Raw genomic sequence first — 25,224 nt, 5'->3', positions numbered from 1 at the left:
CAGCATGCGCAGCAAGTCTGGTGTGCCAGGGGAGTCGATCGCCATCATCGGGATGGCCTGCCGGTTCCCGGGGGCGAAGGACGTCGAGGCCTATTGGCACAACCTCGTCGCGGGGGTGAGCTCCATCCAGCCCCTGCCGCGCGAGCGCTGGGTGACGAAGCCGTCGAGCCAGGGCCAGTGGAGCGGGCTCGTGGAGCACGTGGACTCGTTCGACGCCGCCGCCTTCGGCATCTCGCCCGCGGAGGCCGACAACATGGACCCCCAGCAGCGCCTGGTGCTGGAGGAGGCCTGGCACTGCTTCGAGGACGCGGCCGTGCCGTTGGAGCGGCTGCGCGAGAAGAAGACGGGCGTCTTCATCGGCACCATGAGCAGCGACTATCTCCAGGAGCTGGGGATGGCGGGCGTCACGGCGAGCCGCTACGCGTCCACGGGCGGCTTCGCGTGCATCGTGGCGAACCGCGTCTCGTACGTGTTCGGCTTCCGGGGGCCCAGCATGGCAGTGGAGGCCGCCTGCACCTCGTCGCTCGTCGCGCTGCACGAGGCGAAGGATGCGCTGCTGCGCGGCGAGTGCGACTACGCGCTCGTGGGCGGCGCCAGCCTGAACCTCCACCCGTGGAAGTTCGACGCCTTCGAACAGCTCCGGCTGTTCAGCCCGGAGGGCAAGAGCAAGACGTACGACGTGGACGCGGACGGCTACGCGCCCGGCGAGGGCATCGGGCTGGTGCTGCTCCAGCGGCTGAGCGACGCGCGGGCCGAGCACAACCGGGTCCTCGCGCTCGTGCGGGGCACGGCGGTGAACCACAACGGGCACGGCCGCGGCCTCACCGCGCCCAGCATGCCGGCCCTGCGTGACGTGACGCTGGCCGCCAGCGAGGACGCGGGCTTCGGCCTGGACACCGTGAGCTACATGGAGTCCCACGGGACGGGCACGTCGCTGGGAGACCCCATCGAGTTCGAGGGCCTCACACAGGCGTTCCGCAAGCACACGCAGGCGCGCAACTTCTGCCAGCTGGGGTCGGTGAAGCCGAACGTCGGCCACCTGGAGCCCGCGTCGGGCGTGGCGAGCCTCATCAAGATTTTGCTGATGCTGAGGCACCGATGGATCGCGCCCAGCATCGACGTGAAGACGGTGAACCCGCTGGTGGACTTCGACGCCAGCCCGTTCCAGTTCGCGCGGGCCTCGGCGCCGTGGAAGAGCGTCCGGGAGGACGTCCCGCTGCGCGCGGGCATGACCTGCTTCGGCTTCGGCGGCGTGAACGCACAGGTGCTGGTGGAGGCCGCGCCGCCGGACACCGCGCACCGTGAACAGGCCGAGCAGGGCCCCCAGGTCTTCACGCTGTCGGCGAACTCCGCGGTCAGCCTCTCCCATCTGGTGGAGGCGTGGAGCACGTTCGCGTCGGGGAAGGACTTCGACGGGCAGCGGCTGGAGGACGTGTGCGGGACGCTCGCGCGGGGACGGCAGTCGCTGCCGTACCGGCTGGGCGTCGTCGTGGAGGCGCGGGACGGCGTCCGCCGGTTCCTGGCGCAGGCCCCTCAGGCGGAGCGCCATGGGCCGCGGTCCTGGTTGCTGCGGGTGGGGTCCGGCGTGGGAGGGCAGGGGGCGGCCTCGCGGCTCGTGCCGGGGGGAGCGCTGCGGCGGTGGGTGGAGGAGGCGCAGCAGGCGGAGGCGCTGGCGACGCCGGAGGGCGGTTTCGTGGCGGCCCATGCCTACGTCGCCGGGCTGCTGGCCACGGGCTTCGTTCCCGAGCGCATCACGGGCCACGGCGATGGCGTGTGGCCGGCCCTGGTCGTCAGCGGGGTCGTGCGGCTGACGGACGCGCTGCGCGTGCTGCGCGGAGAGCTGTCGCCGGGCGCGGTGGAGCTGTCGCGGCCATCGGTGCCCTTCGTCGATCCCGTGGGCGGCGGGGTGTGGATGCGGTACGCGCTGGACGCGGACTACCTGCGCGACCTGGTGGCGCGGGCCCATGGCGTGGGGGACACGCTCGTGCCGTGGGTGGAGAGCGCGCGGCTGCTCATCCGCAAGCAGCACTCCTTCCGCAAGCTCGCGGCCGAGTGGGCTCCCGCCCTGGGCGGGCTGCACGCGGGGCTCACCTCACTGCTGGATGGCACCCATCCGCTGAAGGACGTCGAGGACCGGCACCAGCGGCTGCTGTTCGCGTTCGTGAGCGCGGTGCTGCTGCGGTCGCTCCAGCAGAAGTGGGAGCTGGACACCGCGCTGGAGCGGCTGGACCCCGTCCTGCGGGAGCTGCTGGAGCTGGTGTCCGGCGAGGTGATTCCTCGCAGGGAGCTGGTGGAGTTGCTCGCGGTGGAGCAGCCGGACTTCGAGCGCATCGCCACGCTGGCGCACGCGCGTCAGCGCCGGCTGCGGCCGGGGGCGGTGTGCCCGCTGCTGGAGGGACGCAGCGGGCGGCTGCACGAGGCGGGGGACTTCGCGCAATGGCTGGGTCGCGCGCAGGCGCTCCAGCAGGCGCCCGATGCAGGAGAGGACTTCGCGTGCCTCGCGCTGGGGGAGACGACCCTGGCGCGTCCGGCGGAACTCACCGTGCTGCCCGCCCAGGCGCGCACCCTGGATGACAGCTTCTGGGACACGGCCCTGAAGCTGTGGCTCCGGGGCGTGGACGTGCGCTGGGACGCGCTCTATCCGGACGGCGCCTACGCGAAGGTCGCCCTCCCGCTGTACCCGTTCGTGCGTCGCCGGCACTGGATTGAAGACTCGCCGCTGCGCGCCGAGCGCGAGGGCCGGGTGTCCGTGAACGCTGCCGCTCCGAAGTCTTCCGTGCCTGCCCAGGGAGAGGTGCCCGCCGTGTCGAAGTCCTCGCCTCCTCCTGCCCAGCAGGTCGCATCCGCCGCGCCGTCGCTTCCGGCACCTCGCGCTCCGGCGATTGACGCGCGGGCCTTCACCCGGAAGGTGGAGGCGGAGCTGTTGGCCGCCGGCACGGAGATCCTCCGCGTCGACGCGGGAGCCCTCGGGGCGCACGACAGCCTGGGGGACGTGGGCTTCGACTCGCTGGGGCTCAAGGACTTCGCCGCCCGCATCGAGCGTCAGTTCAAGGTGGACTTCAACCCGTCCCTGTTCTTCTCGCACCCGACCATCGCGAGCATCGCGGAGCACCTCTGGGAGCAGTACGGCGAGGAGCTCGCGCGGGCCCAGGCTCCCGCGAACGTCACGCCCGCCACAGCACCCGCGTCTGGCGCAGCCCCTGCGGAAGCACCCACGGCTGTCGCAGCGCCTGCCTCCGCCGGAGCACCGGCGTCTGCCGCAGCACCCGGGCCTTCAACACACGCGGCGCCCCTGGCCGCCGCGATGGTCGCTACGGAAGCTCCGCGTACGACGGCTACGGCTCCCGAGGCCCGTGGACTCCAGCGGGACATGGGCACGGAGCGGGGCGTCGCGATCATCGGGATGTCCGGTGTGTTCCCCGGCGCCCGGGACGTGGACGAGCTCTGGCGCAGCCTGCGCGCGGGGGAGCACCTCATCTCCGAAGCGCCCACGAACCGGTGGGACTGGAAGGCGTGGGGCGAGGAGGACGGCACCTACCTGCGCTGGGGCGGATTCGCGCCCGGGTTCGACTGCTTCGACGCGTCGTTCTTCGGTGCCTCCCCGCGCGAGGCGGAGCTGATGGACCCGCAGCAGCGCATGCTGCTGCAGAGCACCTGGAAGGCGCTGGAGGACGCGGGGCTGCCGCCCTCGAAGCTGTCGGGGCGCAACGTCGGCGTCTTCATGGGCGTGTGGTCGCAGGACTACCACCACCGCCTGTCGCATCACGGCCTCCTGCACGCGCAGGTGGAGACCGGCAACGCCCTGACGATGCTGGCCAACCGCATCTCCTACTTCTTCAACTTCCGGGGCCCCAGCGAGGTCCACAACGCCGCCTGCGCGAGCAGCGTCGTCGCGCTCCACCGCGCGGTGCAGTCGCTGCGGTCCGGTGAGTGCGACATCGCCATCGCCGGAGGCGTCAACGTGCTGGCCCTGCCGGAGGTGACGCAGAACCTCGCGCAGGTGGGCATCCTCTCCCGCGACGGGCGCTGCAAGACCTTCGACGCGTCGGCGAACGGCTACGTGCGCGGTGAGGGCTCGGTGGTGGTGGTGCTCAAGCGGTTGGATCAGGCGGAGGCGGACGCGGATCCCATCCACGCGGTCGTCCGAGGCTCCCGGCAGAACCACGGCGGCCGGGCCAACTCGCTGACCGCGCCGAACCCGAAGGCCCAGGCGGAGCTCATCCTCGGGTCGCTGGACGACGCGGGCTTCGAGCCGGAGACCGTCACGTACATGGAAGCGCACGGCACGGGCACCGAGCTGGGAGACCCCGTGGAGGTGGAGGGCCTGAAGGCGGCCTTCACCCAGCTCGCGCGGCGGCGCGGCCGGGCGCTGAAGCAGGCGAACTACTGCGGCATCGGGTCCATCAAGACGAACGTCGGGCACCTGGAGTCGGCCGCGGGCCTCGCGGGCGTGGTGAAGGTGCTGATGGCCATGCGCCACGGCGAGCTGCCGGCGAGCCTCCACGTCCAGAAGCTCAACCCGCTGGTCCGGCTGGAGGGCAGCCCCTTCTACATCGTCCACAAGACGCAGCCCTGGACGCGCCTGACGGACGCCGAGGGACGGATGATTCCCCGGCGCGCGGGCGTGAGCTCCTTCGGCTTCGGAGGCGCCAATGCCCATGTGGCGCTCGAGGAGTACGTGACGGCCCGGCCCCAGGGCGTCGCGTCGTCGTCCGGCCCCTGGCTCTTCCCCCTGTCCGCCCGGAGCGCGGACCGGCTGAAGGACCAAGCGGCGCAGTTGATCCGATTCATCGAGGAGCGCCTGGGCATTGCCCCGGCAGGCACTGGCGCGGTGAAGGGGAGCGCGGAGGACATCGTGCTGTCCGCTGCGTCCGCGGTGCTCGGGATTGCCGTGGACGAGCTGCGCCGCGAGGAGGACTGGGGCGCGACGGCGCTGGGGCCCGCGGGGGTGGCGGAGCTGCTGGGTCGGGTGAACGAGGCCTGCGACGTGGAGCTGTCCTCGTCGGTGCTGAGTGGAAGCCTGTCGTTGAAGCCCCTGGTCCAGGCGCTGGAGGCGCGGGGCGTGGGCCGCGCGGCCGCGCAGGCGGCGCAGGGCCCGGTGGCGGAGCTTCCGCTCGCGGACATTGCGTACACGTTGCAGGTCGGCCGTGAGGAGATGGAGGAGCGGCTGGCCATCGTGGCGGGGAGCGCCGCGGAGCTGCTCCAGAGGCTGCGCGCGTTCCTGTCGGGGCGTCAGGACGGGGAGACCTTCGTGGGCAGCGCGAAGGGCGCGGGCCGCCGCAACACTCTCCTGAGCGACGACGAGGACGCGCAGGTGATGCTGAGAAGCTGGGCACGCAAGGGGAAGCTGCCCCGGCTCGCCGAGCTGTGGGTCGGAGGGGCGGGCATCGACTGGGCGGTCCTCCCGCAGGGCGAGGGCTGCCGGCGCATGCCGCTGCCGACGTACCCGTTCGCGCAGGAGCGCTACTGGCTGGATGCGCCGAAGGTGGCCCGGACCTACGTCCCGTCGCCACTGGCACAGGCCGGCATGGCCCCGGAAGCAGCGCCACCGCGCGCTGGGCAGGTGACACCTCCGGCGTTCGAACGCCCCTCGGGCCACGGCCCCGCGCCCGTGTTCGCGCCAGCGACGGTGGCGTCACCGCCCGCGTACGCGCCAGTGCCGCCGACCTCGGCGTTCGCACCCGCGACGATGGCAACGCCGTCGGGGTTCGCGCCAACGACGATGCCTGCGTTCGCGCCCCCCGCAGTCGAGGCTCCGAGAACGGCGTCGGCGCCCGCCTACGGGAAACCTGGTGCAACCGCGCCGGCAAGCACGGCGTCGGCGCGCCCCCCAGCGGCGTCTTCGCCCCGGCCCGTGGCGGCGCAGCCCCCGGTGGACCTGGGCCGGGCGGTCGAGGGTGAAATCGTGCGCCTCGTCGCGGAGATCCTCGGGATGCCGGAGGACCGCATCGACCGCGAGCAGCAGTTCGCGGAGTACGGGATCAACTCCATCATGGGCATCGGTCTGGTCAACAGCCTCAACCGGACCCTGGGCCTGTCCCTGCGCACGACGACCCTCTTCGACTACCCGAACGTCTTCCGCCTCCGGGACTTCCTCCTGAAGACCCACGCAGGCGCCGTGGAGAAGGCCTTCGCCGCGAAGGCGCCGCCGCCGCAGGCCGCGCCTCCCGAGGTCGCGCTCGCGGACCGCCAGGTCTTAGAGGCCCACCTCCCGACGCCCGAGCCCTCACCCGTGGCGTCGTCGGACATCGCCGTCATCGGGCTCGCGGGCCGCTTCCCGGGAGCCCCGAACGCGCGTGCCTTCTGGAAGCTGCTGGAGTCCGGCCGCAGCGCCATCACCGAGGTCCCCGCGAGCCGCTGGGACTGGACCCGGCACTACGATCCGGATCCGATGAAGCGCGACAAGACCCACTGCAAGTGGGGCGGCTTCCTCACCGACATCGACAAGTTCGACGCGCGCTTCTTCGGCATCACCGGCCGAGAAGCCGAGTTGGCCGAACCGCAGCAGCGCGTGTTCCTGGAGGAGTGCTGGAGCGCGCTGGAAGACGCCGGCTACGCCACCGACGAAGCCTCCCGGCTGCGCGTGGGCGTCTTCGCCGGAGTGAACGCGGGCGACTACACCCTCAACCTCCAGCAGGCCGGAGTGCAGACCGAAGCGCAGGCGCTGGCGGGCAACGACTGCTCCGTCATCCCCGCGCGGCTGTCCTACTTCCTCAACCTGAAGGGCCCGAGCATCTCGCTCGACACCGCCTGCTCCTCCTCGCTCACGGCCATCCACCTCGCATGCCGGAGCCTGCTCGCGGGCGACTGTGAGATGGCGGTGGCGGGCGGCGTCTTCATCGCCGTGACGCCGTCGTTCTACATCAAGACCAGCAACGCCGGCATGCTGTCCCCGCGCGGCCAGTGCCGCACGTTCGACGACGGCGCGGACGGCTTCGTCCCCGGAGAAGCCGCGGCGGCGGTCGTCCTCAAGCCGCTGGCGGCGGCCCTGCGCGACCGCGACCACATCTACGGCGTCATCAAGGGCACGGGCGTCAACCAGGACGGCAAGACGAACGGCCTGACCGCGCCCAGCGCCCTGTCGCAGGAGGAACTGGAGCGCTCCGTCTACGAACGGGCCGGCGTGCACCCCGAAACCATCAGCTACGTGGAAGCGCACGGCACGGGCACCCGGCTGGGAGACCCCATCGAAGTGCAGGCCCTGACGAACGCCTTCCGAGCATCCACGGACCGCACGCGCTTCTGCGGCCTGGGTTCGGTGAAGACGAACGTGGGCCACACGGCCGCGGCGGCTGGTGTCACCGGGCTGATCAAGCTGCTCCTGTCATTGGAGCACGGCTCGCTGCCGCCAAGCCTCGGGCTGGAGCGCGAGAACGAGCACATCGACTTCCAGTCGAGCCCCTTCTACGTCGTCCGCCAGCTCCAGCCGTGGCCGCGCCAGGAAGGCCGTCCGCGCAGGGCGGCGCTCAGCTCGTTCGGATTCAGCGGCACCAACGCCCACCTCGTGCTGGAGGAGGCGCCCGTCGAGGCCCGTGCCACGGGAGAGGTGCCGGACTCCCACGCCCTCATCGTCCTGTCGGGCCGGACGGAGGAAGCCCTCCTGCGCCGGATGCGGGACCTGGATGGATGGCTGGAGGCGGAGGGCGCGGTGGCCTCGCTGGAGGACGTCAGCCACACGTTGCTCCTGGGCCGCCGCCACTTCGCGGTGCGGGCCGCCTTTATCGTCCGGAACGTCGCCGAACTGCGCGAGCAGCTGCGGGAGGCCCTGCGGCAGCCGACGGGCGCGCGAGGGACATGGTTCGCGGAGGTGGCCAACGTCACCTCGCGTCCGCCGATGGACGCGGCGGCGGACGAGGCGCGCTGGCGGGAGGCACGCGCCTCGGGAGCGCGCTTCGCGGAGCAGCTCCACGCGCTCGCCACGGCGTGGTTGAAGGGCGGCTCCGTGGAGGGCACGCGCCTGTTCGCGGGTCGTGAGCGCCGTCGCGTATCGCTGCCGACGTATCCCTTCGCCCGGACGCGCCACTGGATTGGCGAGCCCGCGCGCGACGCGCACCTGTTGCTCGGAGCCGTGGAGGCGGGAGGCACGCTGGACACGGGGCTCGTCTTCACGCGGCGCCTTCCCGAGGAGGCCTGGGTGGTGGCGGAGCACCGGGTGCGGGGACACGCCATCCTTCCCGGCGTCGCGTATCTGGAGATGGCGCACGAAGCGGCGCGCCAGGCACTCGGGCCCGGGCAGTACACGCTGCGCCGCGTGGTGTGGTTGCAGAAGCTGGCGGTGGAAGGCGCGGGGCGCGACGTCCGCCTGACGCTGCGCCGGGGCGAGTCCGGCCGGCTGGACTTCCTGGTGCAGAGCCAGGGGACCGAAGGCGATGGCTGGACGACCCACGCGCAGGGAGAAGTCCACACGGGCTCGCAGCCCGAGGTGGGCGCGCACGTGTCGTTGGAGGAGCTGCGGGCGCGGTGTGAGCGGCGGCTCGACGCGCCGGAGCTGTACCAGCGCTACGAGGGAATCGGCCTGCGTTACGGCGAGAGCTTCCGGAGCGTGAGGGAGGTCCGTTGCGGCGCGACGGAGGCCCTGTCGCATCTGGCGGTGAGCGGGAAGCAGCGGGAGGAGTGGAACCAGTGGGGCCTGCCGCCCGGCATGCTGGACGGCGCGATGCAGAGCGTCCTCGGCGTGGTGGAGCAGGCGCCCGGGACCACGGTGATGCCCTTCGCGGTGGAGGAGGTCGTGCTCCGCCGCGCCGTCCCGACCGAGGCCTTCGCCGCCATCAAGCAGCTCGGACGCCTGCGCTACGACGTCGCGATTCTCGACGCGAAGGGAGAGGTCTGCGTCGAGCTGAACGAGGTGACGCTGCGGGAGTGGCGCGACACGAAGCCGCAAGCCGCCGCGAAGCCCGAGCCGTCCGTGAAGGCCGAAGCGCTGCTGTACGCGCCCAGGTGGGAACCCGCACCTGCACCGGTGAGAGCCCGTGAATGGAACGCCGCGACGCAAGGCGCGCGAGTGGTGCTGGTGGGCCACGAAGGCAGCGCCGAGCTGGAAGAGGCAATGGCCCAGGCGCACGCGGCGGAGGGTGTGGTGCGGGTGCGGTTGTCGGAGCGGACGCACCGCCACGGCCCGGGTCAGTGGGAATGGAACCGGCGCGACGAGGCCGGAGCGCAGGAGTGGCTGCAAGAGGCCGGAGGCCTGACGCGGCTGTACTTCCTGGGAGCCGTGGACGCGAAGCTCACGGCTCGCGTGGAGGACGAAGCCGCCCTGGAAGCCAGCCAGGAGCGGGGCGTGGTGGCCCTCTTCAGTCTGGTGAAGGCGCTGAGCGTGCACGGCTGGGCGCTCAAGCCTTTGGAGTTGAGGGTGGTGACGGTGGGAGCGCACCGGGTGGTGGAGGGCGAGAGCCCGCGTCCCTGGGGCGCGAGCGTGCAGGGCTTCGCCAAGGCGGTGGCGAACGAGTACCCGGCGCTGCGGGTGAGCTACGTGGACGTGGGTGTCGAGGACATCGCACGGAGCCAGTGGGTGGAAGGCGTGGTGGGAGAGGAAGGGGACGGCAAGGGAGCGGACGTGGCGCTGAGGCAGGCGCGCCGGTACGTGCGCAGGCTGCTGCCAGTGAAGCGATTGCACCAAGGGCGGGTGCCGCTGAGGCAGCGGGGCGTGTACCTGCTGGTGGGAGGAGGAGGAGGCATCGGGCTGGCGGTGGGCGAGTGGCTGGCGAGGAAGTACGCAGCGCGGTTGGTCATCGTCGGAAGGCGTGCAGCGGAGGGAGACCTCGCGCAGAAGCTGAAGGGGCTGGAGGCCGCCGGAGCCGAAGTGGAGTACGTGCGGGCGGACGTGACGAAGCCGGGTGAAGCGGCGCGAGTCGTGGCGCAGGCGAAGCAGCGCTTCGGCACCGTGCACGGCGTCTTCCACCTCGCCGTGGTGATCGAGGACCAACTCCTGGAGCGGATGACGGAAGGCATGCTGCGCACGGTGCTGGACTCGAAGGTGAAGGCGAGCGTGGCGGTGCACGCGGCGCTGGAGGGAGAGCCGCTGGAGTGCGCGGTCTTCTTCTCCTCGGGCCAGTCCTTCTGGGGCAACGTGGGCGCGTCGAATTACTCGGCGGGCTGCACGTTTCAGGACGCCTACGCGGCGTGGCTGCGCGAGGTGAAGAACGTGCCCGCGTTCGCGCTGAACTGGGGCTCGTGGGGAAGCCTGGGCCTCGTGGCCGACGAGGGGCTGCGCAGGCGGCTGGAGAACCAGGGCATCCTGCCCATGGAAGCCCACGAGGGCATGGAGGGCATGGAGGCGGTGCTCGCGGGGGCGGCGCCGCAGATGATGATCTTCAAGGGCACGCGCCCACTGCTGGAGCGGCTGGGCGTGGACTTCAGCCGGAGCGTGGAGGTGTACGCACCGGCGACCCCTGGCCTCGAAGCCCGAGCGCTCCAGGAGGCGCCGGTCTGGGAACAGCGGGCCGGTGGCCGGCTGCCCGGTGTCGAGGACGCCTATGCCCAGGTGGAGGCCTGGGGCCGCGCGATGCTTCTGGGCGCGTTGAAGCGTCTGGGCGCCGTGGTCCACGCGGGCGAGGAGTGGGACGCCCAGACACGGGCGCGGCAGGTGGGCGTGGTGGAGGACCACGCGCGCCTCTGGCAGGCGATGCTGGGCGTGCTGGAGCGCGGCGGCTACGTGGAGCGCCGTGGCACCTTCATCCGCGTCACGCCCCGCGCGGAGACGTCACCGGACGCGCGCGAGCTGGAGGCCTGGCGGGAGCACCTGCTCGTCACGCATCCGGAGTTCAAGCCGCACCTGGACCTGATGTGGGCGACGCTGTCCCGGGCCCATGAGGTGTTGCGCGGGGAGCTGCTGCCAACGGAGGTGCTGTTCCCGGACTCCTCCAGCGCGCTCGTGGAGGCCTACTACCGGGGCCACCCGCTCGCGGACTACTTCAACCGCCTGGTGGCCATCATGTGCCGCTGGTTCGTGGAGGAGCGCCGCCGCTCCGGGAGCCAGGAGCCCGTCCGCATCCTGGAGGTGGGCGCCGGCACGGGGAGCACGACGGCGTTCGTGCTGGAGGCGCTCAAGGACGTCGGCGCGGTGGAGTTCGTCTTCACCGACGTGGGCCTGGGCTTCGTCAACGCGGCCCGCAAGCAGTTCGGCGCCGCGTATCCCTTCGCCACCTTCCAGGTGCTCGACGTGGAGAAGCGCCCGGAGGCCCAGGGCCTGGTGCCGGGCTCCTTCGACCTCGTGATGGGGACCAACGTGCTCCACGCGACGAAGAACATCCGCAGGACGCTGGAGCAGGTGAAGGTGCTGATGAAGCACCACGGCTGGCTCGCCATCAGCGAGCTCACGGATGTCCCCGAGTACACGACGCTGACGTTCGGCTTCCTCAAGGGCTGGTGGCTCTTCGAGGACGTGGCGGACCGGCTCCCCGACGCGCCCCTCCTGAGCATCCCGGGTTGGAGCGCGGCGCTCCAGGACACGGGCTTCCGGCCGCTCGTGGCCTGCGGACAGCCCGGCGGGCTGGGGCACGGCCTTGCCCAGCACGTGATGCTGGGAGTCAGCGACGGGTGCGTGGGCGCTCCCGCCATGGTGTCCGCGCAGCCGCCGGCTCCCGTGGTGTCCGCGCCCCCGAAGCCTCCCGCGCCGCCGCGTCCGGAGGCACCTCCGGCGCCCGTGCCGAAGCCTCCGGCCGCCACGCCTCGCGTGACGGGCTCCAGCGAGGAGCAGCGCCGGCAGGTGGAGCGGGAGATCATCCAGGTGGCCGCGGTGGTGCTGCGCATCCCGGAGCACGAGCTGCTCCCGGAGCTGCCCTTCGCGGAGCTGGGGGTGGACTCCATCCTCGCGGTGGACCTGTCGGACAAGCTCAACCGGGCCCTGTCCGTCGCGCTGCGCAGCACGGACCTGTTCAACTACGGCTCCGTCCGTCAGCTCGCCAGACACATCCTGGAGCTGCGCGGGAGCGCGCCCTCACGGGCCCCCGTGAATGGCGAGGACGAAATGCTCTCGATGCTCGCGGCGCTCGAATCGGGCGACGTGTCCATCGACGAGGTCGATGACTTCCTGGAGCGCAGACATGGATAGGGAAGCCCTCCGTCGCAGGGACATCCTGGAGAAGGTGGCGCGCAGGGAGCTGTCGCGCGAGGAGGCGATGCGCCTGCTCAAGGAGACCGCGCCTGGCCCCCGGCCCGTCGCCCCCGTCGCGGCGCACGGCGGGACCGGCTCGCGCGACATCGCCATCATCGGCATGTCGGGCCAGTTCCCCGGCGCTCCGGACGTCGAGCGGTTCTGGGAGAACCTGCTGGAAGGCCGGGACTCGGTCACGTCCATCCCGAAGGACCGCTGGGACGGCGACGCCTTCTACGATCCGGATCCGCGCGTGCCCGGCCGCAGCACGTGCAACCGGGGCGGCTTCCTGTCGGACGTGGACCGGTTCGACCGGGAGTTCTTCGGCATCTCTCCGCGCGAAGCGCAGCTCATGGACCCGCAGCAGCGGCTGTTCCTCCAGGAGGCGTGGCGGGCGCTGGAGGACGCGGGCTACTCGGACACGGGGCTGGCGGAGCGCTCCTGCGGCGTCTACGTCGGCTTCGGCTGGAGCGACTACCGGCTGGCGATGGCCGAGCGCGACCTGGTGCCGGAGGGCTACGCCCTGGGCGGCATCTCCGGCGCCATCCTCGCGGCCCGCATCGCGTACTTCCTGAACCTGCGCGGCCCCGCCCTCACGGTGGACACCGCCTGCTCCGCGTCGCTGGTGGCCATCCACCTGGCCTGCGAGAGCCTCTGGAGCGGCACGGTCCGCATGGCGCTGGCGGCGGGCGTGTCCCTCTTCATGACGCCGGACGTGCACGTGCTGGCGTCGAAGATGGGGATGCTCTCCACGGACGGGCGCTGCAAGACCTTCGACGACGAGGCCAACGGCTTCGTCCCCGCGGAGGGCGTGGGCGTCGTCGTGCTCAAGCCGCTGGAGGACGCGCTGGCGGACGGCGACAGCATCCACGCGGTCATCAAGGCCACGGGCATCAACCAGGACGGGAAGACCAACGGCATCACCGCGCCCAGCGCGCCTTCGCAGCTCGCGCTGGAGACGGGGGTCTACACGCGCTTCGGCATCGACCCGGGGACGCTCGGCTACGTGGAGGCCCACGGCACGGGGACGAAGCTGGGAGACCCCATCGAGATCCAGGCGCTCAGCGGCGCGTTCTCGCGGTTCACGGACCGCAAGCAGTTCTGCGCCATCGGCGCGGTGAAGACGAACATCGGTCACTCCATCGCGGCGGCGGGGGTGGCCGGGGTGATCAAGACGGCGCTGTGCCTGAAGCACCGCCGCATCCCGCGCTCGCTGCACTTCCACAAGCCGAACCGGCACATCGACTTCGCGCAGACCCCGTTCTACGTCCCCACGGAGACGCGGGACTGGCCCGCGGAGGCAGGCCGGCCCCGGCGCGCGGCGATCAGCTCGTTCGGCTTCAGCGGCACCAACGCGCACCTGGTGCTGGAGGAGGCCCCGGCGCGCAAGGACGGCCGCCCGTGGCCCGTCCACCTGGCCCTCTTCTCCGCGAAGACGGACTCCGGCCTGCGCCGGGTGCTGGAGCGGTTCCTGGCATGGTTGCCGGAGGGGTTGTCGGAGCGCTCGCTCGAGGACGTCACGTACACCTTGCAGGTGGGCCGCAGCCACTTCCCCGTCCGCTGCGCGCTGGTCGCGCGCGATGCCGCCGAATTGAAGGCCCAGCTCCAGGCCGTCCTCCGGGGCGAGGCGGTGGAGGGAGCGGGCTCGGCCAACCTGGAGTCGAATCCGGTCCCATGGGATGCCGCGCGGCAGTCTCGCGGAGAGGCGCTGCTCGCGGAGACCGCGGCGCTGGCGCCGGACGCGGAGACCGCCTGCCGCAACGGGCTCCTCGCGCTGAAGGACCTCTACCTCCAGGGCTATGCGCTGCCCTGGGAGACGCTCCATCATGGTGGAGGACGCCGTCGCGTGTCCCTGCCCACGTACCCGTTCGAGGGCGAGCGCTACGGCCTGCCCGGCCCGCATCCGTCACCGATGACGGGGAGTGCCGCGCACTCCGTGTCGCCGACGCCGGGGAGTACCCCGGGTGGCCCCATCGCCAGCGCAGGGAAGCCCGTGACGGAGCGCAGCGCGGCGCCTGTGCTCGCCGCGAAGGCCCCACCGGCGGCAGCAGCCCCGAAGGACGATTCAAGGGAGCGCCTGCGCAAGGACCTGGCGCGGCTCGCGGCGGAGGTCCTCAAGCTGGATCCGCGTGAGCTGGACCTTCGCAAGCCGCTGAGCGTCTACGGCTTCGACTCCATCCTGTTCACGGAGCTGGTAAGCACCCTGAAGCGGGTCTACGGCGTTGAGCTCGACGCGACCGTCTTCTTCGAGCACCCGACGCTGCTGTCGTTCGCGGATCACCTGCACGGCCTGCTGCCGGAGTCCGCCCTGCGCGGTGACACACTCCCCGAGCCTCAGGCTGCCATCGCGGAAGCCAGCGCTGAGCCCACGCGTGATGCCGAAGCCACGGACCTGTCTCAGGTGCCCACCGAAGCGCCGACGGATGAGCCCATCGCCATCGTCGGGATGGCGGGCCGGTTCCCACAATCCCTGGAGGTGGACGCGTTCTGGGAGCACCTCCTCGCGGGCGATGACCTGGTGACGGAGGTCCCCGCCGAGCGCTGGGACTGGCGTGCCTACTTCGGCGACCCCGCGAAGGAGCCCGGCAAGACGCGCGTGAAGTGGGGCGGCTTCATTGACGACGTGGACCGGTTCGACGCCCTGTTCTTCGGCATCTCCCCCAAGGAGGCCGAGGTCATGGATCCGCAGCAGCGCCTCTTCCTGGAGACCGCCTGGAAGGCCATCGAGGACTCCGGCCACCGCACCGCGGAGCTGTGGGGCTCCAGGACCGGCGTCTTCGTGGGCATGGCCGCCACGGACTACCCGAGCGTGCTCGCGCGCCAGGGCTCACCCGTCGTGCCGCAGTCGGTGACGGGCTCGTCGCGCTCCATCCTGCCCAACCGCCTCTCGTACCTGCTCAACCTGCGTGGCCCGAGCGAAGCGGTGGACACGGCCTGCTCCAGCGCCCTCGTCGCGCTGCACCGCGCGGTGCAGGCCCTGCGGCGAGGCGAATGTGATCAGGCCCTGGTGGGGGGCGTCCACGTGATGCTCGACCCGGACCTGTTCGTCATCGCGGACAAGGGCGGACTGCTGAGCCCGGATGGACGCTCCAAGACCTTCGACGCGAGCGCCAACGGCTACGTGCGAGGAGAGGGCGTCGCGGTGGTGGTGCTCAAGCCGCTGCGGAAGGCGCGCAAGGACGGCGACACCATCCATGGCCTCATCCGTGGCGTCGCCATCAACCACGGCGGCCGTTCGACGTCGCTGACGGCACCGAACCCCGTGGCCCAGGCGGAGGCCATGGTCGAGGCCTACACCGAGGCACGGATCGATCCCGCCACCGTCACCTACGTCGAAGCGATGGGCACGGGGACGGCGCTGGGAGACCCCATCGAGCTTAACGCGCTGAAGAAGGCGTTCGCGGAGCTGTATCGGCGTTGGGATCATCCGCCCGCGACGCAGCCGCACTGCGGACTCGGTTCGGTGAAGACGAACATCGGCCACCTGGAGCCCGCCTCGGGCATGGCCAGCCTGGTGAAGGTGCTGCTCTCCCTCCGGCACGGAGTCCTCCCGGCCACCCTCCACGTGCGCGACGTGAACCCGCGCATCCAACTGGAAGGCAGCCCCTTCTACTTGAACCGGGAAGCCCGTCCCTGGCAGCGCCTGAGCGACGCGAAGGGGAACGTCGTGCCCCGGCGCGCGGGTGTGAACTCGTTCGGCTACGGCGGCGTGAACGCGCACGTCGTCCTGGAGGAATACCTCCCGCCGCCCCAGCGTGAACCCGCGCGACGGAGCGAACCCGGAGTGCTCGTCCTCTCGGCGAGGGATCCGGAGCGGCTGCGGGCCTACGCGACGCTGTTGCGCGACGCGCTGGGAAGCTCGGCGGTGCCACGGGCTGGAGCGTCTTCCGAAGGCCTGCGGGAGGACGTGGCGGCGCTGTGCGCGGAGTTGCTGGGCGTGGACGCGGCGGAGGTCCTCGCGGACGACTCCATCCTCGGCGCGCTGCTCCAGCGCAACGTCATCGGAAGGTTGGTGGAGCGCATCGAGGAGAAGTGGGACGTCTTCCTGCTGCCCTCGGAGTTCGTGGGCGTGGAAGGACTGGGTGCGCTCGTCGAACGCATCGCCCGGAAGCGTCCGCAGGCCGTGTCAGTGGTCAGGTCCGAAGGTCTCACCCCGGACGACTTCGCGTCGGTGCTCTACACGCTGCAGGTGGGAAGGGATGCCCACGACGAGCGGCTGGCGCTCGTGGCATCAAACGCGAGCGAGGCCCGCGAAGGACTGGACGCCTACCTGCACGGACAGGCGCTGCCGGGCCGACTGTACCAGGGCCACCGCAAGCGAAGCGCGGAGGCACTGAAGGCCCTGGGCGCGAAGGCGGAAGCCCCGGCCCTGGAAGGCCACCTGAAGCACCACCACGCCGCGCCCCTGGCCGAAGCCTGGGCCCTGGGCTCCGAAGTGGACTGGTCCCGCTGGTACGCGGAGGCCCCACCGCGAAGGGTGCCCCTGCCGACCTATCCCTTCGCCCGCACCCGCTACTGGGCCGAAGCCGGAACCCCCCACGCCCCGCCTGCCGTGCTGGGAACGCGCGCCTCCAGCGCGGAAGGAACGCGCTTCACCCACAAGCTGTCGGGGGATGAGTTCTTCGTGCGCGACCACGTCATCCAGGGCCAGCGGCTGCTGCCGGGAGCGGTGTCGCTGGAGCTGGCGCGAGCGGCGGCCGTGGAGCTGCTGGGCACGGCGACCGTGCGGGGGCTGCGTCAGGTGAGCTGGCGCAGGCCGGTGGTGGTCGACGCACCGCGAGAGGTCTCGCTGCGATTCGGTGGCGGAGAAGACGGCCTGGACTTCGAGGTCACCATGGACGGGGAGGGCGCGCGCGAGCACGCCCGAGGCCGGTTGCTCCTCGGCACGCACCGTGCGCCACCCGCGCCCATCGACGTCGCTTCGGTGCTGAGCAGGTGCCATGACCGGAAGCCCGGGACCACATGGTACGAGGCCCTCCGCCAGTCAGGTTCCGACTACGGCCCCAGCCTGAGAGTCATCGAGGAGCTCGCGTGCGGTGATCACGAATCCATCGCGCGGCTGCGTCTGCCCGATTCGCTGAGGGAGCACCGCCAGGACTTCGTGCTGCACCCGGCGCTGATGGATGGTGCGTTCCAGTCGCTCGCCGGCCTGCTCCGGCCCGGAGCGTTCGTCTACGTGCCCGTGACGCTGGAGGAACTGGAGCTGTTCGGCCCGCTGCCCCCCGACTGCTACGTCCGCGCCGAGGAGGTGGCGGCGCCGCCCGCCGACGGCCTCCGGACGTTCCACCTCCAGGTCCTCGATCTGGAAGGCCGTCACGTCGCGCGGCTGCGAGGCCTGTCCGTCAAGCCGCTGGAGCGAGGCCTCGCGCGGCCCGCGGCGCCGTTCTACTGCGAGCGGCGATGGGAGCTGTCGCACGCGCAGACGCCCGAAGCCATCCCGGACACGAAGGGACCGCTGCTCGTCTTCGGTCCGGATGCGGCCTCGGTGGATCGGGTGAGGACGCACCTGGAAGCCCTGGGCGTGGACGGCACGGAGGTCCTCTTCGTGCGGCCCGGCGAGCGGTTCGAGCGCATCGGGCGGGACGTCTTCACGGTGGCGCCAGGACGCGAGGAGGACTTCGACCGGCTGCTGGACGCGCTGGGCGAAGGACGGCTCCCGGGGCGGCTCCTCCACCTCTGGTCCGAGCCTCCCGTGGGCACGGACGCGGAGGACCTGGAGCAGCAGTTGCTCCTCGGCTTCTACTCGGTGGCGTCGCTCTGCCGGGCGTTGGCGAGCCGCAAGCCGAAGCAGCGGATCCAGCTCCTGCATGCCCACGCCTCCGGGCGGGACGGCAGCGAACCGCTCCACGCCGCCGTGGCGGGGCTGCTGCGCACCGCGAGGATGGAGAGTCCGGCCCTCGCGCTCCGGAGCGTGGAACTCGCGGACGCCGAGCGTCCGTCGCTGACCGCCGCGCGGAGTCTGGCGGTCCTCCTACGGGAGCTGGGCAGCGTGGATGGGCAGGACGTGGAGATCCAGTACCGGGAAGGGCGTCGTTACGTGAGCAGCCTGGGCGTGCTGCGGGAGAAGCGCTGAGCCATGTCGGTGACGAGCAACGGTGTCTCGCAGCAGTCCCTGCTCCGTGAGCGAGGGACGTATGTCATCACCGGCGGAGCCGCGGGCATCGGCCGGCTGTTCGCCGGGTTCCTGGCGAAGCAGGTCCATGCGCGGCTGGTGCTCGTGGGCCGCTCCGTCTCGGATGCGCGCACGGCGGAGCTGCTGGAGCGCCTGCGAGGCCTGGGCGGTGAGGCGGAGTACCTCCGCGCGGACGTGTCGGACCGGGCCCAGGTCCAGGGCATGATCCAGCGGGCAAAGGCCCGGTTCGGGCCCCTGCACGGACTCATCCACTCCGCGGGCGTGCTGCGCGACGCGCTGCTGATCAAGAAGACGCGCGAGGACATGCGCGCCGTGCTCGCCCCCAAGGTACAGGGCGTGATGGCGCTCGACGAGGCGCTGAAGGACGAGCCGCTGGACTTCTTCGTCCTCTTCTCGTCGCTGTCGGCGGTCATCGGCAACGTGGGGCAGGCGGACTACGCATACGCGAACGCCTTCCTGGACCGCTTCGCGGAGCGCCGTGAACGGCTCCGCGCCCGGGGCGAGCGCACCGGCAGGACGCTGTCGCTGAACTGGCCGTTCTGGCGCGAGGGCGGCATGACGCTGGATGCCGCGTCCGAGAAGTACATGACGCAGGTCATGGGGCTGAACCCCATCGACACCGCCACCGGCATCCAGGCGTTCATGGACGGGCTGGCTTCGCCGCTGTCCCAGTTCGTGGTCGTGGAAGGAGACCGGCAGAAGGCAGGCCGCACCCTCGGGCTGCCCGGCGCGGAATCCCCCGCACCGCGTGCACCCGTGGAGCCGGAGCCCGCCGCCGGATCCAGTGACCTGCTGGCGCGCACCGAGTCCTTCCTGAAGACGTTGATCGCGCGGGAGACGAAGGTCCCCGTCGAACAGCTGGATCCGACCGAGCCACTCGAGCGCTACGGCGTGGACTCCCTGGTCATCGTCGGAGTCAACACGGCGTTGCAGCAGCACTTCGGTGACATCTCCCGGACGCTGCTGTTCGAGTACCAGACCACGCGCGAGCTGGCCGAGTACTTCGTCCGTCAGCACGGCCCCCGGATGCAGGAGCTGGTGGGCGCCGCCGTCACGGAGGCGCGGACCCCGGCAGCCCCGGTGCAAGAGGCCAAACGCGATGTGCGCCCGGCCGCGTGGGAGCGCGCGGACCCGATGGAGGATGCCATCGCCATCGTGGGCGTGAGCGGGCGCTATCCGATGGCGGACGACCTCTGGGCCTTCTGGGACAACCTGAAGGCGGGGCGAGACTGCATCACGGAGATCCCGCTGGGGCGTTGGGAGTACCCGCCCTATTTCGACGCGGACAAGGACGCGGAGGGCCGGAGCTACTCGAAGTGGGGCGGCTTCCTGTCGGACGTGGCGGCGTTCGACGCGCTCTTCTTCAACATATCCACGCGGGAAGCGGAGGGGATGGATCCGCAGGAGCGCCTCTTCCTGCAGACGGTCTGGTCGCTGTTCGAGGACGCGGGCTACACGCGGCGCACCCTGGCCCCCAAGGCGCCCAGGACGGGCGTGTTCGTCGGAGTGATGTACGGCCAGTACGAATGGCTGGGCGTGGAGGCCGCGCTCCGGGGCCAGGCCTCGCGGGCGCAGTCAGGGCACTGGTCCATCGCCAATCGCATCTCCTACTTCTTCAACTTCCAGGGCCCCAGCCTGGCGGTGGACACGGCCTGTTCGTCGTCGCTCACGGCGATCCACCTGGCCTGCCAGTCCCTGCGTTCGGGCGAGTGTGACGTGGCGGTGGCGGGCGGGGTGAACCTGTCCATCCATCCGCACAAGTACACGCTGCTGAGCCAGGGCCGCTTCGCCTCCAGCGACGGACGGTGCCGTTCGTTCGGAGCAGGGGGCGACGGCTACGTGCCCGGCGAGGGCGTGGGCGCGGTGCTGCTCAAGCCCCTGCGCAAGGCGCTCGCGGACGGGGACCGGGTGTACGCGCTGGTGAAGGGCTCGGCGCTCAACCACGGCGGCAAGACGAATGGCTACACGGTGCCCAACCCGAACGCCCAGGGCGACGTCATCGCCGAGGCGCTGCGCCGTGCGAAGGTCGACGCGCGGGAACTGGGCTACCTGGAGGCGCACGGCACGGGGACGTCGCTCGGGGACCCCATCGAAGTCACCGGGCTGACGCGCGCCTTCGGAGCACCCTCGGCGGATCAGGGGCGCGTGCCCATGGGCTCCGTGAAGTCGAACATCGGCCACCTGGAGGCGGCGGCGGGCATCGCGGGGGTGACGAAGGTCCTGTTGCAGTTGAAGCACGGGCAGCTCGTGCCCTCGCTCCATTCGGAGCCCGCGAATCCGAACATCCGCTTCGCGGACGCGCCCCTCGTCGTGCAGAAGGAACTGGCCCCGTGGCCTGTGAAGGCACACGGCCCGAGAAGGGCGGCCGTTAGCTCCTTCGGCGCGGGAGGCGCGAACGCCCACGTGGTGCTGGAGGAGTTCCGCGAGGAGAAGACCGGGGCACAGGCGCCGGAAGGCCCGTGGTTGTTCCCGCTGTCCGCGAAGGGACCGGACCGGCTGCGGGAAGCCGCGGAGCGACTGGTCCGCTACGTGCGGGAGCGCATGGAGCCGGAAGGCGTCCGTCCCTGCGACGTGGCCTTCACGCTCCAGGTCGGACGCGAGCCGATGGAGGAGCGCCTGGCCATCGTGGCCGACAGCAAGGCGGCGCTGCTCACGAAGCTGGAGGCCTTCCTGGAGGGTCGTGCAGCGGACGGGCTGTATCGGGGCGCGGGCCGCAAGTCCGCGCTGCTGAGCTCGGACGAGGACGCGCGGCGCCTGCTGGAGGGCTGGCAGCAGCGAGGACGACTGTCGAGTCTCGCGGAGGCCTGGGTGGAAGGCGCGGCAATCGATTGGCGCCTGCCGGGGCACGAGGCCTGCCGGCGCGTGTCGCTGCCCACGTATCCCTTCGCGCGCGAGCGGCACTGGGTGGACGCCGCCGCGATGGAGGGAGGCCTGGTGGGGCCGCATCCGCTGCTCGGGCGGTTGAAGCCGGAGGCGAGCCTGGGCAGCGGGCTGGTCTTCCAGCAGCGCCTGTCAGACTCCGCCTGGGTGGTCGCGGAGCACCAGGTCCGAGGCCGCGCCATGTTGCCGGGAGTGGCCTACCTGGAGATGGCCACCGCGGCGGCGCGTCAGGCGCTGGGCCCCGGGAAGTACACGCTGCGGCGGGTGCGCTGGTCACAGCCGCTGGTCGTGGACGGGGCAGGGCGCGAGGTGCGGCTGACGCTCCGCAAGGACGAAGCGGACCGGCTGGAGTTCGAGGTCCGAAGCCAGCAGCCCGGGGCCGCCGAGTGGACGACGCACGCGAGCGGTGAAGTCCTGGCCCAAGGCTTCGAGGAGAGCGACGACGCGGCGGTGTCGCTGGACGAGGTGCGTGGCCGTTGCGCCCGTCATTTAGAAGCCAGCGAGGTGTACGCGCGTTTCGAGGCCCTGGGTCTGCGCTACGGCGAAGGCTTCCAGACGGTGCGTGAGCTGTGGAGCAGTGAGGAAGAGGTCCTCGCGCGCCTGGAAGCCAGCGCCGCGCAGCAAGAGGCCTGGGGCCGCTGGGCGCTGCCCCCCGGCGTCCTGGATGGAGCGTTGCAGAGCATCCTGGGGCTGAGGGCGAGCGACGGTCTCGCGGTGCCCTTCGCGGTGGAAGAGGTCGCGGTGCGCGGCCCTGTGCCACCGGAGGTCTACGTCCACGTCCAGTCATCGGGAGGGCTGCGCTACGACATCACGCTGTTGGACCGCGATGGCGAACCCTGCGTCGAGCTGAAGGAAGTGGCACTGCGCGAGTGGCGAGAGTCCGCGTCGGAAGTGCCAGCCAAGGCCGAAGCACTCCTGTACGTGCCGAAGTGGGAGCCGGCTCCAGCCACACAGAGGGGCGCGTCAGCAGTGCGGCAGGAACGCAGCGCCAAGCCGGAAGAAACGCGGACTTCAGGCCACGTATCGGGCGCGCGTGTGGTGCTGGTAGGCCACGAAGGCAGTGCGGAGCTTGAAGAGGCCCTGGCGCAGGCGCACGCGGCGGAGGGCGTGGTGCGGGTGAAGTTGTCGGAGCGCACGCACCGGCACGGCCCGGGCCAGTGGGAGTGGAACCGGCGTGACGAAGCCGGAGCGCAGGAGTGGCTGCAAGAGGCCGGAGGCCTGACGCGGCTGTACTTCCTGGGAGGCGCGGACGCGAAGCCCACGGCCAGCGTGGAGGACGAAGTTGCACTGGAAGCCAGCCAGGAGCGGGGTGTGGTGGCCCTCTTCAGTCTGGTGAAAGCGCTGAGCGCGCATGGCTGGGCGCTCAAGCCTTTGGAGTTGAGGGTGGTGACGGTGGGAGCGCACCGGGTGGTGGAGGGCGAGAGCCCGCGTCCCTGGGGCGCGAGCGTGCAGGGCTTCGCCAAGGCCGTGGCGAATGAGTACCCGGCGCTGCGGGTGAGCTACGTGGACGTGGGTGTCGAGGACATCGCACGGAGCCAGTGGGTGGAAGGCGTGGTGGGAGAGGAAGGGGACGGCAAGGGAGCGGACGTGGCGCTGAGGCAGGGGCGCCGGTACGCGAGGCGGCTGCTGCCGGTGAAGCGGCTGCAGCAGGGGCGGGTGCCGCTGAGGCAGCGGGGCGTGTACCTGCTGGTGGGAGGAGGAGGAGGCATCGGGCTGGCGGTGGGGGAGTGGCTGGCGAGGAAGTACGCGGCGCGGCTGGTCATCGTGGGACGGCGCGAGGCGGCAGGAGAACTCGCGCAGAAGCTGAAGGGGCTGGAGGCCGCCGGAGCCGAAGTGGAGTACGTGCGGGCGGACGTGACGAAGCCGGGTGAAGCGGCGCGCGTCGTGGCGCAAGCGAAGCAGCGCTTCGGCACCGTGCACGGCGTCTTCCACCTGGCGATGGTCCTCCACGACTGCGCGCTCGAGCGCATGACGGAGGACGTGCTGCGCTCGGTGCTGGACTCGAAGGTGAAGGCGAGCGTGGCGGTGCACGCGGCGCTGGAGGGAGAGCCGCTGGAGTGCGCGGTCTTCTTCTCCTCGGGCCAGTCCATCTGGGGCAACGCGGGGCAGGCGAACTACGCTGCGGGGAGCACGTTCCAGGACGCGTTTGGCGCGTGGGTGCGTGAGGCGAAGGGCCTCCCCGCGTTCGTCCTGAACTGGGGCTACTGGGGCAGCGTGGGCGCGGTGGCCAACGCGCACCATCAGCAGCGGCTGGCCCAGCAAGGCATCCTGCCCATCGAGGTCGCGGAGGGCATGGACGGCATGGAGGCGGTGCTCGCGGGAGCGACGCCGCAGGTCATGCTCTTCAAGGCCACGCGGCCCCTCCTGGAGCGGCTGGGCGTGGACTTCAGCCGGAGCGTGGACGTGTACGCGCCCGGTGCGAAGAGGCTCGATGCAAGAGCGCTGGAGGAGGCAAGCACCTGGGGCCGGCGGGCGGAGTCGAACCTGCGCGGCGCGGCCACGGCCTACGCCGACGTCGAACAGTGGGGCCGGGCGGTGCTGCTGGGCGCGCTGAAGCGCCTGGGCGCCGTGGGCAGCGCGGGTGAGGAGTGGGACCTCCATGCGCAGGCCCGCAAGGTCGGCGTGGTGGAGGAGCACTCCCGCCTCTGGCAGGCGCTGATGGGCGTGCTGGAGCGGGGCGGCTACGTCGAGCGCCAGGGCACCGGCATCCACGTGAGGCCGGAAGCCTCCCAGGCACCCGACGCGAGCGGGCTGGAGACGTGGAAGCAGCGGCTGCTCACCGCGCATCCCGACCTGGGGCACCTCATCTCCCTGCTGGCTCTCTGTCTGGACGCCTACCCGGACGTGCTGACCGGCCGCCGCGAGGCCACCGCGGTGCTCTTCCCGCAGGGGTCCATGGAGAAGGTCGAACGCGTCTACAAGGGCAACCCCATCGCGGACTTCTTCAACGGCCTGGTGGCGAACGCGATCCGCGCGTACGTGCAGGCCCGGGTGGCGGAAGCCCCGACGAGCGTCGTCCGGATCCTCGAAGTGGGAGCCGGAACCGGAGGCACCAGCGAGCACGTCCTGACCGCGCTCCAGGAGCTGGGGCAGCACGTGCGCTACGTCTACACGGACGTCTCTGCGGGGTTCGTCCGGTACGGAGCGGAGAAGTACGGCACGGCGCACGCCTTCCTGGAGCCGAAGGTCCTGAACATCGAAGCGGACCCCGGCGCGCAGGGCATCGAGCCCGGGAGCGTGGACCTGGTGCTCGCCACCAACGTGCTGCACGCGACCCGGAACATGGGCCGCACGCTGGGCCACATCCAGCGCATGCTCCGCAGGGGAGGGCTGGTGGTCATCAACGAGCTCACCCGCGTATGGGACTTCACGACGCTCGTCTTCGGCATGACGCAGGGCTGGTGGCTCTACGAGGAGGGCGAGGGCCGCATCGAGCACTCGCCGCTGCTCGACGGCGCCGGGTGGACCGCGCTGCTGGGCCAGGCGGGCTTCGCGAAGGCCGCCTTCGTCCCGCACGCCACGGGGGCAGGGCAGGACGTGGTGATCGCCCGGAGCACGGGGCAGGTGGTGCACGCCGCCCGGACGGCCCCCGCGCCCGAGCCCACCCGCCGGGAGAAGCCCGTCCCCACGAAGCGGAAGCCGGCCCCCACGCCGGTCCTGGACCTGCGCGCGCGGACGCTGGCTCACGTCACCGGCGTGTTCTCCACGCTCCTGAAGATCGCGCCCGAGCGCTTCGATCCGCAGGCGACCTTCGAGACCTACGGCGTGGACTCGCTGGTGAACCTGTCGGTCATCAAGCAGCTGGAGAAGGACTTCGGGAAGCTGCCGGCCACGCTGCTCTTCGAGAACATGACGCTCGACATGCTGGCCACGTACTTCATGACGGAGCACGCGGAGCGGGTGCGCACCCTGTTCCAGGAAGAAGCCCCGGAGCCCGCCCCTGTCCAGGTGAAGCAGCCTGAGGCCCCAACCCCGGCCCCGCCGCCCCCGCCGGGAGACACCCCGGAGGGCGACCTGGAGCGCATCCGCGCCTATGTGGAGGGCCTGTCCGGAGCGGAGCTGGACGCGGCGCTGGGACAGGTGCTGGGGACGCCCGCGCTCCAGGACCGCTAGAAAAAAC

The 25,224-nt window shown here is 71.4% G+C and carries 3 protein-coding genes; all 3 read left to right on the top strand.

Annotated elements, in window-relative coordinates; all coding sequences use genetic code 11:
- Positions 1-4 precede the first annotated feature (4 nt).
- The 3 genes from AABA78_RS36530 to AABA78_RS36520 are packed head-to-tail and all read left to right on the top strand — an operon-like array spanning position 5 to position 25,217.
- A complete protein-coding gene (locus tag AABA78_RS36530) occupies positions 5-12,049 on the top strand; it encodes an SDR family NAD(P)-dependent oxidoreductase (protein WP_338270100.1) in 12,045 nt (4,014 codons plus the stop codon).
- Positions 12,042-18,164 (top strand): beta-ketoacyl synthase N-terminal-like domain-containing protein, encoded by a 6,123-nt coding sequence (locus AABA78_RS36525; protein WP_338270099.1) that lies wholly within the window; start codon positions 12,042-12,044, stop codon positions 18,162-18,164. The genes AABA78_RS36530 and AABA78_RS36525 overlap by 8 nt, the downstream gene beginning before the upstream one ends.
- A gap of 3 nt (positions 18,165-18,167) precedes the next feature.
- On the top strand, positions 18,168-25,217 hold the full coding sequence (locus AABA78_RS36520; RefSeq protein ID WP_338270098.1) for an SDR family NAD(P)-dependent oxidoreductase: 7,050 nt from the start codon (positions 18,168-18,170) through the stop codon (positions 25,215-25,217).
- The last annotated feature ends 7 nt before the right edge of the window (positions 25,218-25,224 follow it).

It is taken from the genome of Corallococcus caeni (genome assembly GCF_036245865.1).
Classification (GTDB): Bacteria; Myxococcota; Myxococcia; order Myxococcales; family Myxococcaceae; genus Corallococcus; species Corallococcus caeni.
The sequence above is the reverse complement of the archived record's forward strand: the minus strand, read 5'-3'. Positions and strand labels throughout refer to the sequence as shown.